24 protein-coding genes are annotated in these 20006 nt (G+C 25.9%); 17 read left to right on the top strand and 7 right to left on the bottom strand.

Annotation, left to right across the window (positions count from 1 at the left end):
• The first annotated feature begins 130 nt into the window (after nucleotides 1-130).
• On the top strand, nucleotides 131-334 hold the full coding sequence (locus BLV71_RS18315) for a hypothetical protein (protein ID WP_093871938.1): 204 nt from the start codon (nucleotides 131-133) through the stop codon (nucleotides 332-334).
• Nucleotides 335-964: 630 nt separating this feature from the next.
• A complete protein-coding gene (locus BLV71_RS18310) occupies nucleotides 965-1189 on the top strand; it encodes a hypothetical protein (protein ID WP_093871937.1) in 225 nt (74 codons plus the stop codon).
• Nucleotides 1190-1405: 216 nt separating this feature from the next.
• Here BLV71_RS18310 and BLV71_RS18725 read toward each other — a convergent pair whose 3' ends face one another.
• Nucleotides 1406-1579, bottom strand: a complete 174-nt coding sequence (locus tag BLV71_RS18725) for a hypothetical protein (RefSeq protein WP_176974444.1) — start codon at nucleotides 1577-1579, stop codon at nucleotides 1406-1408.
• 112 nt (nucleotides 1580-1691) lie between these two features.
• Between BLV71_RS18725 and BLV71_RS18305 the strand changes: the two genes are divergently transcribed.
• Nucleotides 1692-1910 (top strand): hypothetical protein, encoded by a 219-nt coding sequence (locus BLV71_RS18305; protein ID WP_093871936.1) that lies wholly within the window; start codon nucleotides 1692-1694, stop codon nucleotides 1908-1910.
• 154 nt (nucleotides 1911-2064) lie between these two features.
• Complete coding sequence (locus tag BLV71_RS18300; protein ID WP_093871935.1) at nucleotides 2065-2520, top strand: HIT family protein; 456 nt, start codon at nucleotides 2065-2067, stop codon at nucleotides 2518-2520.
• Between the two features lie 557 nt (nucleotides 2521-3077).
• Here BLV71_RS18300 and BLV71_RS18295 read toward each other — a convergent pair.
• Complete coding sequence (locus tag BLV71_RS18295) at nucleotides 3078-3272, bottom strand: hypothetical protein (protein ID WP_093871934.1); 195 nt, start codon at nucleotides 3270-3272, stop codon at nucleotides 3078-3080.
• Nucleotides 3273-3636: 364 nt separating this feature from the next.
• Between BLV71_RS18295 and BLV71_RS18720 the strand changes: the two genes are divergently transcribed.
• The 3 genes from BLV71_RS18720 to BLV71_RS18285 all read left to right on the top strand — a co-directional run bounded on the left by BLV71_RS18720 (nucleotide 3637) and on the right by BLV71_RS18285 (nucleotide 4846).
• Nucleotides 3637-3789, top strand: a complete 153-nt coding sequence (locus BLV71_RS18720; RefSeq protein WP_176974443.1) for a hypothetical protein — start codon at nucleotides 3637-3639, stop codon at nucleotides 3787-3789.
• A gap of 397 nt (nucleotides 3790-4186) precedes the next feature.
• On the top strand, nucleotides 4187-4489 hold the full coding sequence (locus BLV71_RS18290; RefSeq protein WP_093871933.1) for a hypothetical protein: 303 nt from the start codon (nucleotides 4187-4189) through the stop codon (nucleotides 4487-4489).
• A 3-nt stretch (nucleotides 4490-4492) separates the two neighbouring features.
• On the top strand, nucleotides 4493-4846 hold the full coding sequence (locus BLV71_RS18285; protein ID WP_143032824.1) for a hypothetical protein: 354 nt from the start codon (nucleotides 4493-4495) through the stop codon (nucleotides 4844-4846).
• A gap of 58 nt (nucleotides 4847-4904) precedes the next feature.
• Here the strand turns inward: BLV71_RS18285 and BLV71_RS18715 are convergent, their stop codons facing one another.
• The gene (locus tag BLV71_RS18715; protein WP_176974442.1) at nucleotides 4905-5063 is read right to left on the bottom strand and encodes a hypothetical protein; all 159 of its coding nucleotides are present in this window, start codon (nucleotides 5061-5063) and stop codon (nucleotides 4905-4907) included.
• A 741-nt stretch (nucleotides 5064-5804) separates the two neighbouring features.
• Between BLV71_RS18715 and BLV71_RS18710 the strand changes: the two genes are divergently transcribed.
• Nucleotides 5805-5957, top strand: a complete 153-nt coding sequence (locus BLV71_RS18710; protein WP_176974441.1) for a hypothetical protein — start codon at nucleotides 5805-5807, stop codon at nucleotides 5955-5957.
• A 478-nt stretch (nucleotides 5958-6435) separates the two neighbouring features.
• Here BLV71_RS18710 and BLV71_RS18705 read toward each other — a convergent pair whose 3' ends face one another.
• Nucleotides 6436-6606: a hypothetical protein gene (locus tag BLV71_RS18705; RefSeq protein WP_158530806.1), complete on the bottom strand. Its 171-nt coding sequence runs from the start codon at nucleotides 6604-6606 to the stop codon at nucleotides 6436-6438.
• A gap of 1453 nt (nucleotides 6607-8059) precedes the next feature.
• Nucleotides 8060-8338 (bottom strand): hypothetical protein, encoded by a 279-nt coding sequence (locus tag BLV71_RS18275; RefSeq protein ID WP_093871930.1) that lies wholly within the window; start codon nucleotides 8336-8338, stop codon nucleotides 8060-8062.
• A 265-nt stretch (nucleotides 8339-8603) separates the two neighbouring features.
• Here BLV71_RS18275 and BLV71_RS18270 point away from each other — a divergent pair, with 265 nt between their 5' ends.
• Nucleotides 8604-9152 carry a hypothetical protein gene (locus BLV71_RS18270; RefSeq protein ID WP_093871929.1) on the top strand — a complete coding sequence of 183 codons (549 nt, stop codon included), beginning with the start codon at nucleotides 8604-8606 and terminating at the stop codon, nucleotides 9150-9152.
• A 748-nt stretch (nucleotides 9153-9900) separates the two neighbouring features.
• Here BLV71_RS18270 and BLV71_RS18950 read toward each other — a convergent pair.
• Nucleotides 9901-10029, bottom strand: a complete 129-nt coding sequence (locus BLV71_RS18950; protein WP_255405269.1) for a hypothetical protein — start codon at nucleotides 10027-10029, stop codon at nucleotides 9901-9903.
• A 235-nt stretch (nucleotides 10030-10264) separates the two neighbouring features.
• Between BLV71_RS18950 and BLV71_RS18265 the strand changes: the two genes are divergently transcribed.
• Nucleotides 10265-11350 carry a metallophosphoesterase gene (locus tag BLV71_RS18265; RefSeq protein WP_093871928.1) on the top strand — a complete coding sequence of 362 codons (1086 nt, stop codon included), beginning with the start codon at nucleotides 10265-10267 and terminating at the stop codon, nucleotides 11348-11350.
• 1055 nt (nucleotides 11351-12405) lie between these two features.
• Here BLV71_RS18265 and BLV71_RS18260 read toward each other — a convergent pair.
• Nucleotides 12406-12603 carry a hypothetical protein gene (locus BLV71_RS18260; protein ID WP_143032823.1) on the bottom strand — a complete coding sequence of 66 codons (198 nt, stop codon included), beginning with the start codon at nucleotides 12601-12603 and terminating at the stop codon, nucleotides 12406-12408.
• Between the two features lie 415 nt (nucleotides 12604-13018).
• Between BLV71_RS18260 and BLV71_RS18255 the strand changes: the two genes are divergently transcribed.
• The 7 genes from BLV71_RS18255 to BLV71_RS18225 all read left to right on the top strand — a co-directional run bounded on the left by BLV71_RS18255 (nucleotide 13019) and on the right by BLV71_RS18225 (nucleotide 19993).
• The gene (locus tag BLV71_RS18255) at nucleotides 13019-13495 is read left to right on the top strand and encodes an RDD family protein (RefSeq protein WP_093871926.1); all 477 of its coding nucleotides are present in this window, start codon (nucleotides 13019-13021) and stop codon (nucleotides 13493-13495) included.
• A 451-nt stretch (nucleotides 13496-13946) separates the two neighbouring features.
• The gene (locus tag BLV71_RS18250; protein ID WP_093871925.1) at nucleotides 13947-14516 is read left to right on the top strand and encodes a helix-turn-helix domain-containing protein; all 570 of its coding nucleotides are present in this window, start codon (nucleotides 13947-13949) and stop codon (nucleotides 14514-14516) included.
• 25 nt (nucleotides 14517-14541) lie between these two features.
• Complete coding sequence (locus BLV71_RS18245) at nucleotides 14542-15276, top strand: CPBP family intramembrane glutamic endopeptidase (protein ID WP_093871924.1); 735 nt, start codon at nucleotides 14542-14544, stop codon at nucleotides 15274-15276.
• Nucleotides 15260-16111 carry a CPBP family intramembrane glutamic endopeptidase gene (locus BLV71_RS18240; protein WP_093871923.1) on the top strand — a complete coding sequence of 284 codons (852 nt, stop codon included), beginning with the start codon at nucleotides 15260-15262 and terminating at the stop codon, nucleotides 16109-16111. The genes BLV71_RS18245 and BLV71_RS18240 overlap by 17 nt, the downstream gene beginning before the upstream one ends.
• Before the next feature lie 261 nt (nucleotides 16112-16372).
• Nucleotides 16373-18562: a tetratricopeptide repeat-containing sensor histidine kinase gene (locus tag BLV71_RS18235; RefSeq protein ID WP_255405268.1), complete on the top strand. Its 2190-nt coding sequence runs from the start codon at nucleotides 16373-16375 to the stop codon at nucleotides 18560-18562.
• Nucleotides 18562-19299 (top strand): LytR/AlgR family response regulator transcription factor, encoded by a 738-nt coding sequence (locus BLV71_RS18230; RefSeq protein ID WP_093871921.1) that lies wholly within the window; start codon nucleotides 18562-18564, stop codon nucleotides 19297-19299. The genes BLV71_RS18235 and BLV71_RS18230 overlap by 1 nt, the downstream gene beginning before the upstream one ends.
• 127 nt (nucleotides 19300-19426) lie before the next feature.
• Nucleotides 19427-19993: a hypothetical protein gene (locus BLV71_RS18225; protein WP_143032822.1), complete on the top strand. Its 567-nt coding sequence runs from the start codon at nucleotides 19427-19429 to the stop codon at nucleotides 19991-19993.
• Nucleotides 19994-20006 lie beyond the last annotated feature (13 nt).

Genomic DNA, 20006 nt, shown 5'->3' with positions numbered 1-20006 from the left:
GTAATAAAATTTCAAAATATATGACTATAAAGAAGTGTTTAAAAAAAAACACTTACCACAAAGCACCTTTTTTAAGGTGTTTTTTATGTCATAGATTTAATAAACGAATTATAAAATAAGAGTAGAAATCATGATAAATACAAAACTATCAGAAATAGAACGAAAGACATTGTTAAATGAATTACTTGGGTTTTCAACTTGTAAGAATGGGGTTGTTTATGATGAAGATGGAGACGAGTTTCATGGTTGTTCAGATAATGATAAATATGATTTTGGAACTCTAAATGGTATAATTGAATACATCAAGGATGAATCATTTCAGTCTGGAGTTTGATATAATCAAAGAGAAATTAAAAAAGTATTAAATCTGTAGTTAATAAATGAATATAGCATAGATAAATATTCCAATAAAATATAAGATTCGTGAAATATTACGAGCCAGTTTCCTGTAAATATCTTCGACGAAATAATAAATAATTATATCAACAGCAACAAGAATAAGAAACCCATAAAGTAATCCTTCGTAATTCATAAATCAAAAATAGAAAAAACTAAACAAATTAAAACAGTAGTTATTTTTTCTTCTTTTTAATTAAATAAATTACTAAGAAGGAGAGGAATATAGCAACAAAGCTAAATACAAAAACAGGTGGTTTATTAGCCAAGATAATAGTCAAATTCATAAGTCAAATATAAACAAACTAAAATAACAGTAGTTAAACAATAGTGAAAGCAGTAACTGTAGCAATTAGGATTATTGAAAATTGAATTAAAAATTTTTCAGAGTTGAACCATTCAATTCTTTTAGGAGATTTTGAAAAGTAGAATTTAAATAAAAGTAGATCAATTAAATAACATAGGGATAATAGAATAGCTCCTCTTAATAAATGAATCATGATTTTTTAACAAAAATATGGAAATAAAATAAGTGTAGAAAAAACAAAATAAAGTAAACCTGTAGTATATGAAAGTAGATCAATACATAACTTTTTATTTGGATCAGTGGGAAAATGATAAACATTTTCTAAAAAAGGTAAAATCTAAAATAATAGATATCTGTACTGATCTTTTAAAAATACATGAATCAAAATGTGGTGTTGAAGTTAACGGAGAGTTATACGGAATACCATTTAGTGAAATAATTGAAGTAGCTCCAGCAAATGGAGAACAGTTAATATTTAATCTGTAGTTTAAATATTAATAAAATACTCTTAAAAAAACATATTAAATATTTTAAATATTATAATGCCAACAAAGACACCTAGGAAAAATTTATAGTCATATTTTTTCTTGTTATTAGTCATATTTGAAAATTTTTAGTCAAATATAATTAATATATCATAAAATATGTGGTAAGAAGAATACAAGTAAAGAAAAAACGAACCGAAGTTCGCTTTTAAATGAATTATTCACAACCACAGTCTGCCATGCATTCATCATAATCTGCATTTGAAGTGTGTGCGTTATTACAAAAGTGAGCATGAGAAATACAATCGAATTCTAATTTTACTCCTCCTAATATATTTTTTTGAGCTAATTTATTTAAGGTAGATCCCAGATTTGAAATGTTTTTTAACATGATTTTTAAAATTTAAAGTTTATCAAAAAAAAATAAAAAACACACGGTAAAGTATGATATTTCATAAACGCAAAGAATAAATGTATAAACGAATTAAACTAAAAAAGTAGTTATGGAAGATCAATACCTACTTTTACAATCGGAAGCAGTTGCGGAAATGCAAAGAGGAATTAAAGTTACTAACGTTTGTTTTTCAGATTATGAATATATTACAGGGAAGCATGGAAAAATAGTTTTAGAAGATCGTGATAAATGCCATCAACTAGAATTTTTGAGATATAAACAAATTGATGTTTGGAATAATGGTTACGCAATATTAACAAATCTGTAGGTTTCCAGATTCTTAAAACTGAAAAGTTCTTTGACATAATTGTGGTAAGTAAATTTTTAATTGATTTTAAATCAATTAAATTTGTAGAAATACATTTATGGATATTTGTTTACTTGTAAGTAAATTCCATAGTTAGATAACTTTTTAATAAAATATGAGTAATTGCATTTTTTGTGATATAGTTAATGGAAAAGCACCTGCTTTTAAAATTTGGGAAAATGAAGAGCATTTGGCATTTCTCTCAATTTTCCCAAATACAGAAGGTTTTACAGTTGTAGCAACGAAAAAACACTTAAGTAGTTATTGTTTTGATTTAAAGGATGAAGAATTATCAAAATTAATAATCGCTGCAAAACAAGTGGGAAAACTATTAGATGAGAAATTAGATGATGTGGGTAGAACAGGACTGATAATGGAAGGATTTGGAGTTGATCATACCCATGTTAAACTGTTCCCGATGCATGGTACTTCAGACTTGAAAACTTGGAAGCCTTTTTTATCAAAACAGGTAAAATACTTTGAGAAGTATGAAGGTTATATCTCATCGCATGATTGTGATAGAGCAAGTGATGAAAAATTAACGGAAGTTGTTAATAAAATAATTAATTAATTAATTAATTAATTAAAAATGTTATCTGTTAAATACTTGTTATTTCTAAGTTAGAATAGAATCCCAATTTATAGATTACTAATTTAGCAAACTATATAATACTTAGAGTTATATTTTTATAAAATATAACTTACCAGAAGAGCTTCAAATTGAGGTTCTTTTTTATGTGCAAGATTTAAGTAAATTAAAATAAGTGTAAATAAATGGTGAAAAAAAAGCGGGACTAACCCGCTATAATTTAGAAAGGACAAAGACATACTCTCTGTGAAAACACATCTATACAGCCATTGTTAGATTGTTCTCTCGTACAGTATTTACCTCTTGAACCATTAATAGATTTAAGTTCCGTTTTGTTTAAGGCTGTACCTAATTTTGAAATGTTCTTTAGCATGATTTAAAATTTTTAGTTTATCAAAAATAACATTATGGTAGTCAGTTTCTTAAAAATAAACCTTACAGAAAGTAAGGATAAACCATAAATCAAATATTAAACTAAAAACAGTTATACCATTTTCCTAAATCTAAGAAAATGGTATTGATTAAAAAGGTTTTGATTATTAAAAAGGAGAAACTCTTACACAACATTGAAATTGAATAGGAATCGTTAAATATTGTTCAATTGTAACGTCAATGCCAAAAGGATAATCATAGGTTGCGCAACTACCACCATTACAATTTCTATCTCCTCCATTAATGGATTGTTGTTCTGATTTGTTTAAGGTTGTACCTAGGTTTGTAATGTTCTTTAACATAATTTGAGTTTTTAATTTCTCAAATTTAAAAAGTAAAAAATAAGAAAGGTGATAAAAAACTATAAAATAAGTAAGGTGAAACCTTACTTAATTAAACGTAACATTAAAAAAAACTGCAGTTAATAAATAAATATAGCATAGATAAATATTCCAACAAAATAAAAGATTCGTGAAATATTATGAGCCAGTTTCCTGTAAATATCTTCGACGAAATAATAAATAATTAGATCAACAGCAATAAGAATAAGAAACCCATAAAGTAATCCTTCGTAATTCATGAATCAAAAATAGAAAAAACTAAACAAAGTAAAACAGTAGGTTAAGGCATGTATTATCCCAAAGCCATTAAAAAAAAACAATTATTATGAAAATAATTTTATTTAATGTGTTTGATACTATTTTCAATTTTAAAAAATCAAAAATTTTCTTTTGTAATAAAATATTCCATTCAGGTTTTTCAATTTTAAAATTAGGGTTAGGGTTTTCTTTCTCGGCTTTTTTTACTGCTTTTGCTTAGTCAGAATCTATTTTAATATAATAGTATTGATCTCTGTCTAAATATAGCCTCTTAACCCAAATTTTCTTTTTAATTTTTTTCATGTATAAAATTTTCAAATTTAAAGATAAGGTAATTAAAGAATGAATATTAAAGGTTGTTTACCAGTCTTTTTAACAAATAAATTAACTGTAGGTTTTCAAACCTATAAAAAACTAAAAATGATGACTAACAGACTCGAAATAAAAAGAATAACTCTAGGCCATAGTTTATACTCTTCTTTGCCTTGTTTGTAGAATACATTAGGAGCAAAAGATGGTCCTAACATTATTAAAAACATAATGACTAAACAGAAATCTTTCATAGAAATTTTTCTTTAAAAATAGTAAAAACGAAATAAAGTAAAACAGTAGAAATTATGATTGATTGGATTAAAGCATTACAAGTCATTAATTATAAGTTTGATAGTATTGGTACATCAAGTATTGATTCTTATGAGCATCAAGAATTTGGTAAGCTTACTTTCTCATGGATTGCTAATAAAAGTAAAATACAAATTTCATTTGTTAACACATCAACAAATTGTATTTGCAAAGAACCAACTATTGTTTCTTGTGATTGTTCCTGGATAGCGTTTCAGGAATCAGATGCTTATCCGTCAAAGATTTTCACAAAAGCAGAAGTAGAGAAATTAAATCAATCAATATTATTTAATTTGTAGATAATGGAGTATTTGACTATTGACAATAGAATGGCGGTAAAAGGTAATCTAAAGCTAATAAAAGAGTCTTTTTTTGATTTAGAAATAAATTCTTTTGTTACTCAAATTGGAGACGGAAGAGAAACTGGAAACTACCGAACAGATACTTTTTCTCAGCCATTTAAATATGTTGGTTGTTTTTTAGAAAAGGATTTAAAGTATTATGCTTTTCAAGTTCCAAAAAAGATGTTACCGGGCAAAAGTCAAAAACATTATTTACTTTATGAAACAACCGGATATGAAATTTTAAGTAGACATAAATCGTATGTACGTTTTTATTCAGCTCAATTTAAAACAACACAATTAGAATTATTTTAAAACAGTAGAATGAAGAATACAGGCAAAAGAAAAGCGAACCGAAGTTCGCTAGATTATTTTAATTTCCAGGTTCAGGAATACAACGACAGTTTTCATCAAAACCATAACCTTCTTGACAAGGTCTTATGAAGATTCCACAATTAGTATTCCCTCCGTTAATAGACTGTTGCTCTGTTTTGTTTAGGGTTGACCCTAAGTTTGAAATGTTCTTTAACATAATATAAAAATTTGTAAGTTTTTCAAATCTAGTTTTTAAAAAATAGAAAATTGAAAAATAAACCTTACAAAAAGTAAGGATAAACCTTACTTAGCTAAAATTAAAATAAACAGTAGGTTTTCCGATACCTTAAAAACGGAAAAGTTCTTTGACATTGTGGTGAGTGTTTTTTATTTTTATAAGAAAAAGTAAATGGCTAGAGTTAGTGTAAGTTGGTTAGATTTAAAACCAAATATGAAAATGAATGGTAATAAAGAGGATTTGTCCCTTTAATTAGAAAGAGTTAGAAAAATACTTCCTGAGTATAACCATATTCCAGATACAATTTTTGAGCAATGGATAATGGGGCTCCATGATAATGGATATACTATTTATAACTATGCCTGGATAGACTTCACAAAGGTAAAATTTGAATTAATCAAATGGGATAGCTCTAATTTTTAAAATGTTAAGGTAATTGAGGAATTTAAATATTTTGTTTCAGCAAAAGAAAGTTTTAATGATATAAGAGACTTTGGATGCGGTAAAGAAGCACAAGAAAGTTGGTTACAGAAAGGAACATGGCTAACGCCTCCCATTATTATAGAAACAAAATCTTTTGAGAATATTCCTGAATGGAGTGAAATCAAGGGGAAGTTTCAATTAGTTGAAGGTCACACTAGACTTGGGTATCTAAAATCACTAATTAGACAGAATAGAGAAAGAAATATTAAACTAGCATCTAAACACTTTCTTTATATAATGAGAAAAAAGAAGAATCAGTCTCCAAAAATAATCTCAAAAGAAAACGAGATTACTCCTCTTTCTGATCAAGAACTAAATGAGGCTAAGAATTATTTAGATTCTTTATCTGAAGAAGAGAGAAAAAATCTAGATAAACTATTTGATATTTAAGAATGAAAATATACTTATCACAACCACTTCAAGAGAAGTGGTTTTTTATTGTCAAAGATTTTGTTTAACCGGTACCGTATGGTGTCAATTTAATTGTAGAAAGAAGAATATAAGAAAAAGAAAAGCGAACCGAAGTTCGCTACTTGTATATAGTTATACAAGTATTGGAACACATTTGCAATTTTCATTTGGTTCAAAACCAGTATCGCAAGGGTAGGGAATTTGATCGCATGTAGTTACCCCTCCATTAATAAATTTTTGTTCTGATTTGTTTAAGATTGTACCTAGGTTTGAAATGTTCTTTACCATAATATAGATTTTTAAGTTTCTCAAATCTAAAAAGTAAAAAATAAGAAAGGTGATAAAAAACCATAAAAAAAGTAAGGTAAAACCTTATTTAATTAAAAGTAACATTAAAAAATCTGTAGTTATTATAACAAAAGAAAGAAACCATTACAGTTCCTTTCTTTATCTAAATTTAATATGTGAACATACATTTCCAATAGCAGTCTCTTGGACTAAGACCTAAACCAATTAAAGCACCATTACAATAACAAGGAGTGAAGGGATTTGTGTCTTTACCTCCATTAATAGATTTTTGATCAGTTTTGTTTAGTTCAGAGCCTAAATTTTTAATATTTTTTAACATAATATAAAAGTTTAAATTTTTCAAATGAAATGAAAAATAAAGAGGAAAGTAATGAAACTTCATAAATGCAAATGATAAATGTATAAACGAATAAATAAACAGTAGATAAAACAAAAACTACCTTGAGCTATAGGGATAAAATATCCATATATGTAATAGTATTGGCAGTATTTAAAGTTAGGAGCAATTTTGTATAAGGGAACTGCAAAAAAAGAAATACTAATAAAATGAAAGATATTTAATAAAAGTAGAAACTCTTCTTGTATCTATAAATTGAGTTTTAAGTTGTTCATAACTGTTTTTTATAAATTAAAAACAAAACAAAGAGTAAAACAGTATTAAAAAAGAAAAGAAGTAGCCCCCCGTGGAATACCTCTTTTCTTCTAACTAACCAACTATTTACTAAAAATGAAAAATCAAATTTTAAACTATACAGTAAATATAGTTTAAGATTGAAGTAAATAATTTGAGTATTTGATGAAAGGAAATTTTGTATAGATGAATGGTAGGTTATCTATAAGTAAAATAAAAAAAAGTAACGAGAAATAAATAATAATAGGATTACCAATTTAAAAAATCTTTACGGTTAGGGTACAATTATACTTTGTATAGAAACCAAATAAAAGAAATAATTTGAACGATTGTCAAGGTGTTTAATAGAAGAAGTATATTAAAATTGTGAGATTTTCATTATCCAAATTTAAAAAAATGAAGCAGCACAATATTAGAAATTGTATAAACGTAATTTATAAAGAAAAAACTCTCATTAAATACAACTAAGTATTATTAATTAAGGTATAAGGGATTGAAAAAAAACAGTCAACCGCCCCTTAATTCAGTCAACTGTTCTAACCTTTAAGTACTTAAATTGGTTAATGTAAATTTTGGTTTAAATCAAGTTTTTAAACCTGCCAGCAAACATAATTAAGATTTTTAGAAAGCAATTTGAGTATTCGATTAACTGGACATTTGTATCGTTGAACAGTATGTTTTTATTAAGTTAAGGTAGAATTAAATAATTTGAATATTTGATGAAACGAGTGTAAGTGTAGTTTTTTGATATATAGTGTATTGGCTGTATTTAGGTAAGTAGTTGAGTAAAAAATAAAAGTAGTTAGCCAATCTTTTTTAAGTTTTCTAAAAATGAACAAGAGTTCATTTTGAAAGTAAGATTTAAATTAAATTATAGTATAATAAAAAGTAAGTAAATATTCAGTAATGGAGTTTATTGAAAAGGAAACTGCTAATAGGAAACAAGCTGTATGTGTTATAAAAAAGAACCCACTCAAAGTTGAGTGGGAAAATTGCTATGAAAAAGAAAGTCTAAAAGGACGTCTCCTAAGACTTTGTAAATTAATGGATAAAAAATGGTATTATAAATAAGGGATAATACTGATATTGATTTAAGGGATAACCATTAATTAACTAAGTGAAAAGAGTAGATAGAAGACTGTTATGCTACTTCCCAATTTTCAAAATCATCATATATATCTTTTGTATTGTACCCGGTAGTAGAAAATATTTTTTGTTGTCTAAGTGCTATTGCCGTTAATGTTTTTATAGCTTTTAATCCATCAGAGTCAATTTCTTTGATTTTATCAATGTTTATAGTCGTACATCTATTTTGTAAAATATAATGTTCAAAATGAATAATGAAAGATCTAACAGTTGAACAATTGATTTTACCTTTTAAATAAAAAATTCCTTTTTTTTCTGTTATTTGTAAAGCCATGATTGATTATTTTTAATTAACTACTGTAAATATCTAGTATAAATGTAAAGAGTAGTTGATTAATTCGGTCAATAACATTTGTATGATGTTAAGTGGTTGTTTTTTGAGTGTTTCATGTTGTTTTTTTGAAACATAAAAAGTATGTTATATAGTTAGAAAATAAATATGATAAAAGAAATAGTACTTCTTTGTTCTTTAAAAAACATGTTAGTCAATAGATGTAATTGTGATAAGTTTTTGTTTGATATATTTGATAAAAAAATAAATGAAAAAAATAATAATTAACTCAAAATTTACTAGTCATCAAAAATTAATGCTTTTTCTTTTCTTCATTTTTACATTCGGAATAGGGGTACTTTATTTATTAGGTTTAATTCCTAGCGAAGAAATGAATACAAAAAGGAGTGATTATATAGCTATAGCCTTTTTACCAATTTCTGTATATATTTTTGCACTTTTTTTTAGTAAACAAGGAGTTGTAATAAAGGAACGTAAACTAAAGTATTCTCAATTTATATTTGGATTTCCATTTTTGATGAAAAATATTGAATTAACTAATATTACAGATGTAAGTGTTTTATCAAGTTCTGGAGCTCAGAAATTTGCTTTCGTATCTGCAGGAAATCCAGATTTGGCTGTAAGTTCAGAAATTTATAAAATAGTTTTATTGAATGAAAATCATTCAAGTAAGTTTTTATTAATGATAACTAGGAAAAAAGATTTAGCTGAAAAAATGGCAAATGGTTTATCAAAGGAACTTCATTTAGAGTATAATATATATAGTCCTCCAATAGTTAGAAGACGTAGACGGTAAAGTTATATATTAAAGAAATAGAAAAACTTTTTCTGAAGTACCTATAAAATTTAAAAAACCTTAATGTTTATTCGGTTAAGAATAATATTAAGGTCTTTTTGTGGGGAAGGACTAAATAAATTTTTAAAACTATCTAATAAATATAGTTTAAGATTGAAGCAAGTATTATTAATTTTTGATTAAAAGCAATTCTGTATAGATGAACGGAGTATTGTTTTATTAATGTTTTATAAACAAGTGAAAAATTAATGATAGTATTTATGAAAAGTATAAAAGAGAAGTTAAAAAAACTGCGTATTAACTTTTTGTGTGTGGGGGACGGGTTTTAATAAATTTAATATAGTTAATACGCAGAAATAGAATAGTCATTAGTTACTTTACTAATTTCATAAAAATAAAGAACAAAACAAATAGGTGGAATCCATCAATATTATATAAGTAGAAACCAGTAAATAACTACGTGAAAACCAGTAAAAAGAAGTGTTAAAAAGTGTGCTAAAAATCAGTAGGTTAAGTAGTGTTTTAGATAGTCCCATAAATGTATGAGCATATAAAAAAGCAGGTGATCTATTAAAAATATAATAGACCACCCTATACCTTAAGCCCGTCCCCACGGGTCTTAAACATTATTTTTTAAAGATAGAAAATAATTTTAAAATAAGAAGAAAATAATGAGTATTGTGAAATTATTACAAATAAAAATATTAAAAAAGCGAACTACTGTTCGCTTTTTTTTTAGATAATTTAATTAAAATGGACATGGTGAACATCTACCATCTTCCTCACATGCCCAAGGGCATGTAGTACCTCCACCAGAAATTAATGTTTGTTGTTGTTTTGATAATACTGATCCTAATGTTGAAATGTTGCTTAACATGATATAAGATTTTAAAGTTTCTCAAACTTATAAATTAGATTATTTAAAAAAGAAGATTAAACCGTAAAATAAGTAAGGTTTTACCTTACTTATTTGTGGGCTATGAAATAAGTGACTTTAGAATAAGATTGAAGCCAATAATAAAGTATTTAACGATATAGATATTTGTATTGATAAGAGGAAAATTAAAAGAAAGTATATTTGCTGTAATCATTTGTTAATAATATTGAGATCTATGCTTAAAACCTATGTGTACTTTGTAATCCTTCTTGTTAGTTTATCAAAAGTTTATGGTCAAAAAGCGATAACTTCTGAAGGCAGTTATAAAAATGAAAAACTTAAATTAAATGATGGCCCCTATATTTTTATTAAAAAAAAACAGTTAATAGAAAAAAAAATAATAGAGAATCAGGTTTTTACAAAAGTGTTAAAGAAGAATTCTTATGACACAATATTCTTACCAAATAAATCAGAATTTAAAAATATTAGAAAAATTGCTGCATTAAGTGATATTCATGGAAAGTATGAACTAGCTATTAAGTTATTAAAAGCAAATAAAATAATAGATAAGAAATTAAATTGGAAGTTTGGTAAAGGTCATTTGGTAATTGTAGGCGATATTTTTGATAGGGGAAATAAGGTAAATGAAATGCTTCTTTTAATTTATAAACTAGAGCAACAAGCAGATAAAAGAGGAGGTAAAGTACATTTTTTATTAGGAAATCATGAATATATGGTTCTTCATAAAGATTTGAGATATATTAATAAAAAATATCAAAAAACATCTGATTTGCTTGGTTTAAAGTATAATGAATTGTACAATAATAGAACAGTTATTGGAAGATGGCTAAGGTCAAAGTCTACTATTATTAAAATTAATAATAATGTATTTGTTCATGGAGGTATTTCAAAAGATTTTATATCTCAAAATGATTTTAATCTTGAAGAGATAAATAGTTTAATGAGGAAATCAATTGATAGGAGTAAAAAAGAGATGAAAAGTACTGATTTTTATAAAGTATACTATGGTAAGAAAAGTTTAATATGGTATCGTGGGTATTTTAATGATAATTTACAAGACAAACAGATTACTAATATATTAGAATCAATAAATTCAGATCATATTATAGTAGGTCATTGTTCTAATAAAGAAGTGGTAAGTTTATATGATAATAAAATTTTTGGTGTAGATTCAAGTATAAAAAAAGGAAAATATGGAGAAATTTTATTTATAAAAAACAATAAATATTATAGAGGAACTTTAGAAGGGGAAAAAAAATGTTTTGAAAAAAAGGTTAGATCTAAAACCAGTCAAAAATAATATGTATGTAGTTCTATTCAAAATGAGTAGATTTTTATATCTGATGTTTATTTAGTAAATATAAAATTATAAAAATACCTTGTAAGAGATGTTTTTTATGATAAAAATAGGAGTTATAATTTACTAGTAACAAAGAGATAAAAAATAAAAACAAACGACCTTGTAATATTTTTAAAGTGATTGAGAAATTTTTTAACGATAAATTTAAAAGCATAAAAAAAGCTCCCGAAGGAGCATTATTAAAAAAGGGAGGGAAAGTTTATATAACAAGTTAAAAAATATTAACCCTACTCATAAATTTAAAAAATAATGAAAGAAGTGGAGTGATACAACATTTATGTATTACTTATGTTGTAAGCATATAGATATAATGCAAAAAAAAAAGAAGTAGCCCCCCGTGGAATACCTCTTTTTTTTACTAACCAAACTATTTACTAAAAATGAAAAATCAAATTTTAAACTATACAGTAAATATAATTTAAGATTGAAGTTATCAACTTAAGTATTTGATGAAAAGAAGATTTGTGTAGATGAAAGGTATATTATGTATATATGAATTTAAAAGAAGAAGTGAAAAAATAAAAAAATAGTTGGTCTATTCCTATAAAAGAAAAATAGACCAACCTAACCTCAAGCCCGTCCCCACGGGTCCTAATATTATTACTTAAATATAAAAGATAAATTTTAAGTTATTGAAAATGTAGTATGGAAGTAGTAGTAGTATTTGAGATAAATTAAATATTTTCAGTTGATTGAGTTATATAATTATACTAAAAAAAAGAAGTAGCCCCCCGCGGAATACCTCTTTCTCTTACTAACCAAACTATTTACTAAAAATGAAAAATCAAATTTTAAAACTATACTGTAAATATACTTTAAGGTATAAATACTTTGTATAGGTATTTGATGAGAAGGTATTAAGTATCGATGAATGGTTTATTATTGGCAAATAACAGGAAAGGAAGAAATAAAATGATAAAATAAAAGAAATATAAGTTACTTGGTTAAACTAGGAGAAAAATCGCCTAAATTAACTTTAGGCGATTATATAAGATCTACGTGTATTGACAAGATCCAGAAGTACAATCATCATTATCACAAATGCACCACTGTCCTGTAGGACATAAATTACTTTTTGAACAAGCACCCCCTGGGCCAAAATTCATATCATTTGTTAATTTCCTACTACCTTGAATTAATTTTAATTCAGGGTTAGTTAATGTTGTTCCTAGTTTAGATAACCTTTTTAACATATTAATATATTTTAACATATTTATCAAAATTATGTCAAACCTTAATGTTAAATTCTCTCTTTTAAAAATTGAACTAAATAAATTCATATTCGGGGAAGATTAATTAAAAAGCGTAGTTCATTATTAGATATTTTTATTTTTTCAGCAAAAAAAAGAAGTAGCCCCCCGCGGAATACCTCTTTTTTTAACTAACCAAACTATTTACTAAAAATGAAAAATCAAATTTTAAACTATACAGTAAATATACTTTAGTATTTAAGTAGTTTATTGAAGTATTTGTTGAGTTGGTATTATGTGTAGATGAGTGGTAGGATATTTGTTTTAAAAATAAGAAATAGTATAGTTTTTGAATAAATAAGAAATGAATTAAATTCGTAAAACAAATAAAAGTACAATTGTTGTTTGTTTATTGACTATGAAATTAATAAAAGAAAATAATAAAGAGGAGGCTATTTCAAATAGTGATGATAGATCCGAAAATTTTATAATTGATTTTTGGTTGTCGTCACTTTTAAGTTACTTATTTATTTTGTTATTTGATAAAGGTATTTTGATATCTATCTTACTTTACTATTTAGTAAGATTTAGTTATTATTTTTTATTTGAATTTTTTTATTTAAGAACACCGGGTAAGTTTAAAACTCAAAATAAGGTGGTTAATGAAAAAGGAGGTAAGCCAAGCTTCTTTCAATTAATGATAAGGAATTTAAGTAGGTTTTTTAGCTTGGTTTCTTTCGTTAGTGATAGTGAAAAGACAATACACGATGAAGTTTCAAAAACGTTAGTCATAAAAAATATAAAGCTTAAAAAAATTGAATTTAAGAGAATGTCAATTTTTCTTTTCTATTTATTGTCTTTTTGTTATTGGGTTTATATTTTGTTGATTTTGTGAATTAATTTTTTACAAAAAAAAGAAGCAGTCCCCCACGGAATACTTCTTTTTTTAACTAATTAAACTATTTACTAAAAATGAATAATCAAATTTTAAACTATACAGTAAATATACTTTAAGGTATAAGTGTTTTATTTAAGTATTGGATGAGGTGGTGTTATGTGTAGATGAATGGTAGATTGACTATAAGTGAAATGAAAATAAACGATAAAAAAAGAAAGCAGACATCAATTTAGCATTGACTATTTTATAAATCTTAATTTTATTGATTGGAAAATGTGGTGTTTTTTACAATTGATATTTTATCAAATTCTTTTTAAGAGTTTAAAGGAAAAATGTTATTTGATTTTGAAACCCTTATATTTACTGAAGATGACATATAGGTGACATTTAAATGACGTGCTAATTACCATAGATACACGCTAGATTTGCCCAAAGCAAAACATAGAAAATGAAAACAAAATCAATTAGCGAAAATTTAATATATCAACGAAAGTTAAAAGGGTTTACACAAGAAGAACTTTCGGACAAAACAACAGTTGGTATAAGAACAATACAACGTATAGAGAAAGGTGATGTTCAACCACATTTACAAACTATAAAATTATTAGCTAGTGGATTAAGTGTTGAGGTTGATGATTTATTAGTTCTTGATAATCCAAAAGAAGAAACAATAAAGCGTAAATGGATGCTGTTGTTACACGCATCACCTTTTTTTGGCTTAATTTTTCCATTTGGAAATATTTTGTTTCCATTGTTTACTTGGATAAGTAAGGCAGAAGATAATAAAACATATGATGAACATGGTAGAGCTGTTATTAATTTTCACTGCACAATAAATTTGCTAATAATTATATCGCTGCTACTATTTTTTCCTTTTCCTGGGGTAAACTTTTTTGGTACTGGTGCAGTATTTCTTTTTGGTATAATATTTAGTTTCAAAAATACAATGTCTGCATTAGATTCTGAGACTTGCTATTACCCTCTTTCAATTCCTTTTTTAAAGCCAAAACTGGCTTAGAATTTTAATTTTTTAATAGTATAATATGTTAGGATTATTAGTAATAATAGTAGTCTCTTGGGGACTTCTACACCTTATTCTGAATAAGAACATTGAATCGATAGGTATTGTGCCTAGTGGTAAGCGAACCATTCAGTTTGTAATTGGTATGGTATTTATTATGATCATTACTTTATTGAATATCTATATAGAAACTATTGTTTTGGATATAGATTGGAAATTACAATATAGTATTAACTACCACTCAATTCTTAATGCATTTGTTTACCATCTCAGGTCAGCATTAACAGAAGATTTGGTATTTAGAGGAGCAATACTTTACATCTTAATTAATAAGTTAAGTGTTAATTGGGGACTTTTAATTTCTGCTTTGTGCTTCGGTATTTACCATGTATTCTCTTATGGTTTAACAGAAGCAAAAATTATCCCAATACTATACGTTATTCTGATAACTGGATTTACGGGCTATGTTTGGGCATACACGTTTCATAAAACAAGATCTATTATGTTAGGTTTAGGGTTTCATTTAGGTATAAACCTATTGAATACATTTTTCTTTGAGTCACAACCTTATGGAGAATTGATCTTTAAAACAATAAGTAAAATACAATTAAACGATTGGAGTTGGTTAGGTTTTAACCTTTTCAAAGGTTTATTTCCTTCAGTTATAACTTTGTTTACTGTGAAATTATCATTGAGTTATGATTTAAATTTATTCAAAACAAAACAATCAATAATAAGCAATGAAACTATTATTTAAAAAGTATCCAACAGGGGCTAAATTTGTTGTAGCGATTATATTTTTTATTGCTGCATTATTTGTAAGTACATTAATTAATAAAGGTTTTATAAAACAGTGTATACCGTATGGGGCACCTTTGTTATTAGTTTTAGCGACTTGGGTTTTATATAAAATAGAAGGGAAGTCTCTAAAAGAGATTGGACTTAATTTTAATATTAAAAATATAGGATTCTTATTTCTAGGGATTTTAATAGGGATATTGGTTTTCTTAGGAGCAAAATATTTAAGAGGATTATATGTTGGTGAAGTATTTGAGGTTTCAACATCAATTAATTTTGAAGTAATATTGTTTGCATTCTATTTTATATTACCACAAGTAGCAACTGAAGAACTTTTATTTAGAGGCTATTTGTTTAAGAAAACAATAGAAGTATCTAATGTAGCTGTTACTAATATTATTTTTTCAATCTTATTTATGCTCATACATGTTGTTGATGAAGATGTATTACAAAATAAAGGAATGATAGTTATGCTTATTATTACAATTCCAGTTGGACATTTATTGTTTGCTACTGCCTTATTAAGATCAAAATCGATGTTTTTTCCAATCGGACTTCATTTAGGGAATAATTGGGCAACTAGACATTTAATTTCTAATACTAACTCGAGTAAAAGTATTTTATTTATTCCAGATATAATAACTTTTGAAACTTGGACTCCATTTATTTTTACACTTGTATTGTTTAATGGTATATACGTATTTCTAATATTGGTTATTTGGAAATGGGATAAAATAATAAAACTATTGAAGATATTGATTTACAAAAAGAAAGCTAGTTTATTTAAAAACTAGCTGACTTATTCTTATTAAGAATTCCCTACAAATCTTAATAACATATAGTAAACTTAAATAAAAAGTATATGAAAAGAAATAAGTAATTACCCTTGTCTATTTATTAGGGATAACCATTAGTTTATTGGGAGTAACCATTAAGAAAGGAATAATGGAAAATTGTGTTTTTAAAGAATAATTTAATTAATTAGTATAGATGTTGTCATAATATAAAAAATTGTAGATTTAGCACTTCTTATTATTTTAAAATAAAAGAACTTTATGAGCCCTATAAATAAATATATTCTTTGTCTGTTAAGCGTTTTGTTTTTTGTAGGAAGTATGCAAGCTCAAAATAAAAAGATAGATAGTTTAAAAAAAGAGTTAAAAACATATATAAAGCATGACACTGTTCGTGTAAAAATACTTAACCATTTAGCCTATTACCATTATAGAAATAATCCACCTCAAGCAATAACTTATGCTGAACAAGCTGGAGAATTAGCAGATGAAATACAATCTGTAAAAGGAAAAGCAAGAAGCTTTTATATGAAAGGGATTATTTATATGGAACAAGCTGATTTTAAAGTAGCTATTGAAAATTATGAAAAAGCAACAAAACTTTATAATTCAATAAACGATATAAAAAGTATAGCAGGCTGTAAAAATGCTTTGGGCGTTTTATACAATTATAAAGGGAACTCCACACTTGCTTTAAAGTATTATAAAGAAGCATTAGCAATAGATGAAAAGCTAAGTGTAAAAAGAAATATACCTAATTATCTTTATAATATAGGGGATATTTATTCGGATAATGGAGAGTATGAAAAAGCCTTAGTTAACTTTAAGAAGGCTTTAACTATTTTTACTAAAAATAATAATGAATATGGAATACTTAGTTGTTGGAATGCGATGGCTATAGTGTATATTGAACAGGGGAATTATCCTTTGTCTTTAAGGTATCATAATAAATCATTAGATGTAGCTGAAAAAGCTAAAGATTCTATAGGTATTTTTCAATCGTTTAGTAATATTGGAAACTTATATAGAAAACAAGAACTTTATGACAAAGCATTGAGTTTTTATAATAAGGCCTTAACTATTCATCAAGCTAATTATAATACTAGAAATATAGTAGCAATTAAAAACAATATTGGAAGTATATATATTAATAAGAAAGAATTTACTAAATCAATTGTATACTTTAAGGAGTCCGTTAATATTAGTAGAAAAATTAAAAATAATCAAGATCTAGCAATTAGTCTTATAAATCTTGGTTATGCTTATATCGAAATTAAAGAAAATTCTAAGGCTTTGGTATATTTTCAAGAAGCAAATGAAATAACTAAAATTAGCCAAAAGAAATACGATTTGATAGGTTCTTATTTAGGAATTGTAAATGCGTATTTTAACCTAAACAAATATAATTTAGCCTTGGTTAAGGCAGAAAAAGCTGTAGAGCTAGCAAATAAGTATAAACTTTTAAAGCATCAACGAGATGCATATAAATTTCTCGCTAATATAAACTATAAATTAGGGAACCATGAAAAAGCATTTATAAGCTCTCAAAAATTTAAAATAGCAAATGATAGTCTTTTCAATAAAAAAAATATAGAGAAAATAACTCAGTTAGAGTATGAATATAAGTATAAAAATGAATTAGCATCAGCTGAAAAAAGAGAGTTAAGGTTAACAAAAACAGTAAATACAAAGTCTCGAAGTTTAGAAAGAACACAGCGTAATTTATTATTGGGAGTTATCGCTTTTTTAATAACGACGTTAGTTTTAGGAAGTATAATTTTCTTTTTAAAGTTAAGAAATGAGAAATCTAAAACTCAAAATATTGTTATAGAACAGAAATTACTTCGTTCACAAATGACACCGCACTTCATTTTTAATTCACTTTCAGTATTACAGGGAATGATATTAAATAAAGAAGAAAAAACATCGGTATCTTATTTGTCAAAATTTTCAAAATTACTTCGTATTACGTTGGAAAATTCAAGAGATAAAATAGTTTTACTTTCTCAAGAACTGATTGCAATAGAAAACTATTTAGCACTTCAAAACTTAGAGAATGATTCATATGAATATACAATTTCAGTAGCAGATGTTATAGATACTTCATTATTTAAAATTCCACCTATGCTTATTCAACCATTTGTTGAAAATGCTATAGAACATGCATTTGTAGATAAAAAAGAAGATAGAAACTTAAAGGTTCATCTAGATTACTCAAATAAAGAATTAATTTGTACTATTATAGATAATGGTATTGGTATTCTTGCCGAAAATGAAAAGAAAGAGAAAAATAAAAAATCATTGTCTACCACTATAACATCTGAAAGATTAAAAATTTTAGCAAAAGATTTTAAAATGAAAGGCTCCTTAGTTATTGAAGATAGACAAAAATACAATGCCCATGGCACTATAGTTACTTTATCAATTCCTTATATAAAAGCAGACGTTTAATGAAAGCATTACTAGTAGAAGATAAAGCATATATTAGAAAAGCTTTACGTAATTTATTACAATTAATTGAAACGGATATTGAAGTTATAGGAGAATGTGAATCAGTAAAAGAAGCTGTTGTTGTAGCAAATGCATGCAAACCATCCCTTATTTTTTTAGATATCAACCTTACTGATGGTACGGGGTTTGATTTTTTAGAGCAAACAGAAAATTTATGTTTTAAAGTAATTTTTATTACTGCTTATGAAGAATATGCATTACAAGCTTTAAAAATTGGAGCAGTAGATTATTTATTAAAACCTGTTGATATTGAAGAACTACAAATAGCAATACAAAAAGTTACTAGTTTACCTGTAGCAATACAAAAACAACAAATAAAAACTGTAAAAGACGTTTGGAATAATGAAGACTCTAAATTAGTATTATCTCTTCATGATAGTTTTCAAGTAATAGATTTAAACGAGTTGTTATATTGTGAATCTGATAAAGGATATACCACATTTTATTGTAATAATGGTAAAAAACACGTAGTTTCAAAAACTTTGAAAGAATTTGAAGAACGCCTTTCTAAAGTCAGTTTTACTCGCCCTCATCAATCATTCATGGTTAATTTACAGTTTATAGATAAGTATGACAAATCAGGTGTTATTCATTTAAAGAATGGAAAAAAAATACCTGTTTCTTCTCGAAAAAAAGATAACTTCTTAAATACTTTTTTAGACTGGAATAATAAATAATTTTTTTGTTACAGATATTCTATAAAGTATTGCACTTATTTATTTAAAAGCATCGGAAATAGATTTACTATTTCTCAGGTCATTCTTGCTCTGTACTTTTAGTTGTGGAAAATATAAACACACTAAAATGAAAAGATTCAAATATATCTTTATTACCGGAATACTAATCTTATCAATGTCATGTGGTGATAAGGTTAGTAAACAGCCTGCAAATAGTAAGGGATTTACGATTATAGAAGATGAACTCAAAAAAAAGTTTGGAGTGAATGCTTATTATACTGATTTAACGATAAGTTATGATAAATCTATGGGGAATCTTATTGGGGTAACGGTTACTAAAGCTCCAGAGTCATTGAAAATGGGGCAATGGAGCTTAATGAAAGGTAACTGGAAGCAGAACTCAGAGATATATTTAGAAGTTCCAAATGGAAATGAAGCTGCAGACTTTATGTTTCAGTTAAATGAAAAAATTAATTTATCAACATTGGGGGAGTTAGTTGAAAAAGCTACAAAAGAATTAAAAAAACAAAAAAATATAGAAAACGTAGAATTAGATATAGCTTTTATTAAGTTCCCTAAAAATGGAGAAATTTTTAAAACCGAATATTATGTGATTTTAGAGCCCAAAAATGGAGGTACAACTTTCAAGTTTAGATATACAATAGATAAAGAGTTAATAGGAATGAATTACTAATTATAAAATTTGA

Source organism: Tenacibaculum sp. MAR_2010_89 (genome assembly GCF_900105985.1).
Lineage (GTDB): Bacteria > Bacteroidota > Bacteroidia > Flavobacteriales > Flavobacteriaceae > Polaribacter > Polaribacter halocynthiae.
This window is presented reverse-complemented; position numbering and strand designations above follow the sequence as displayed.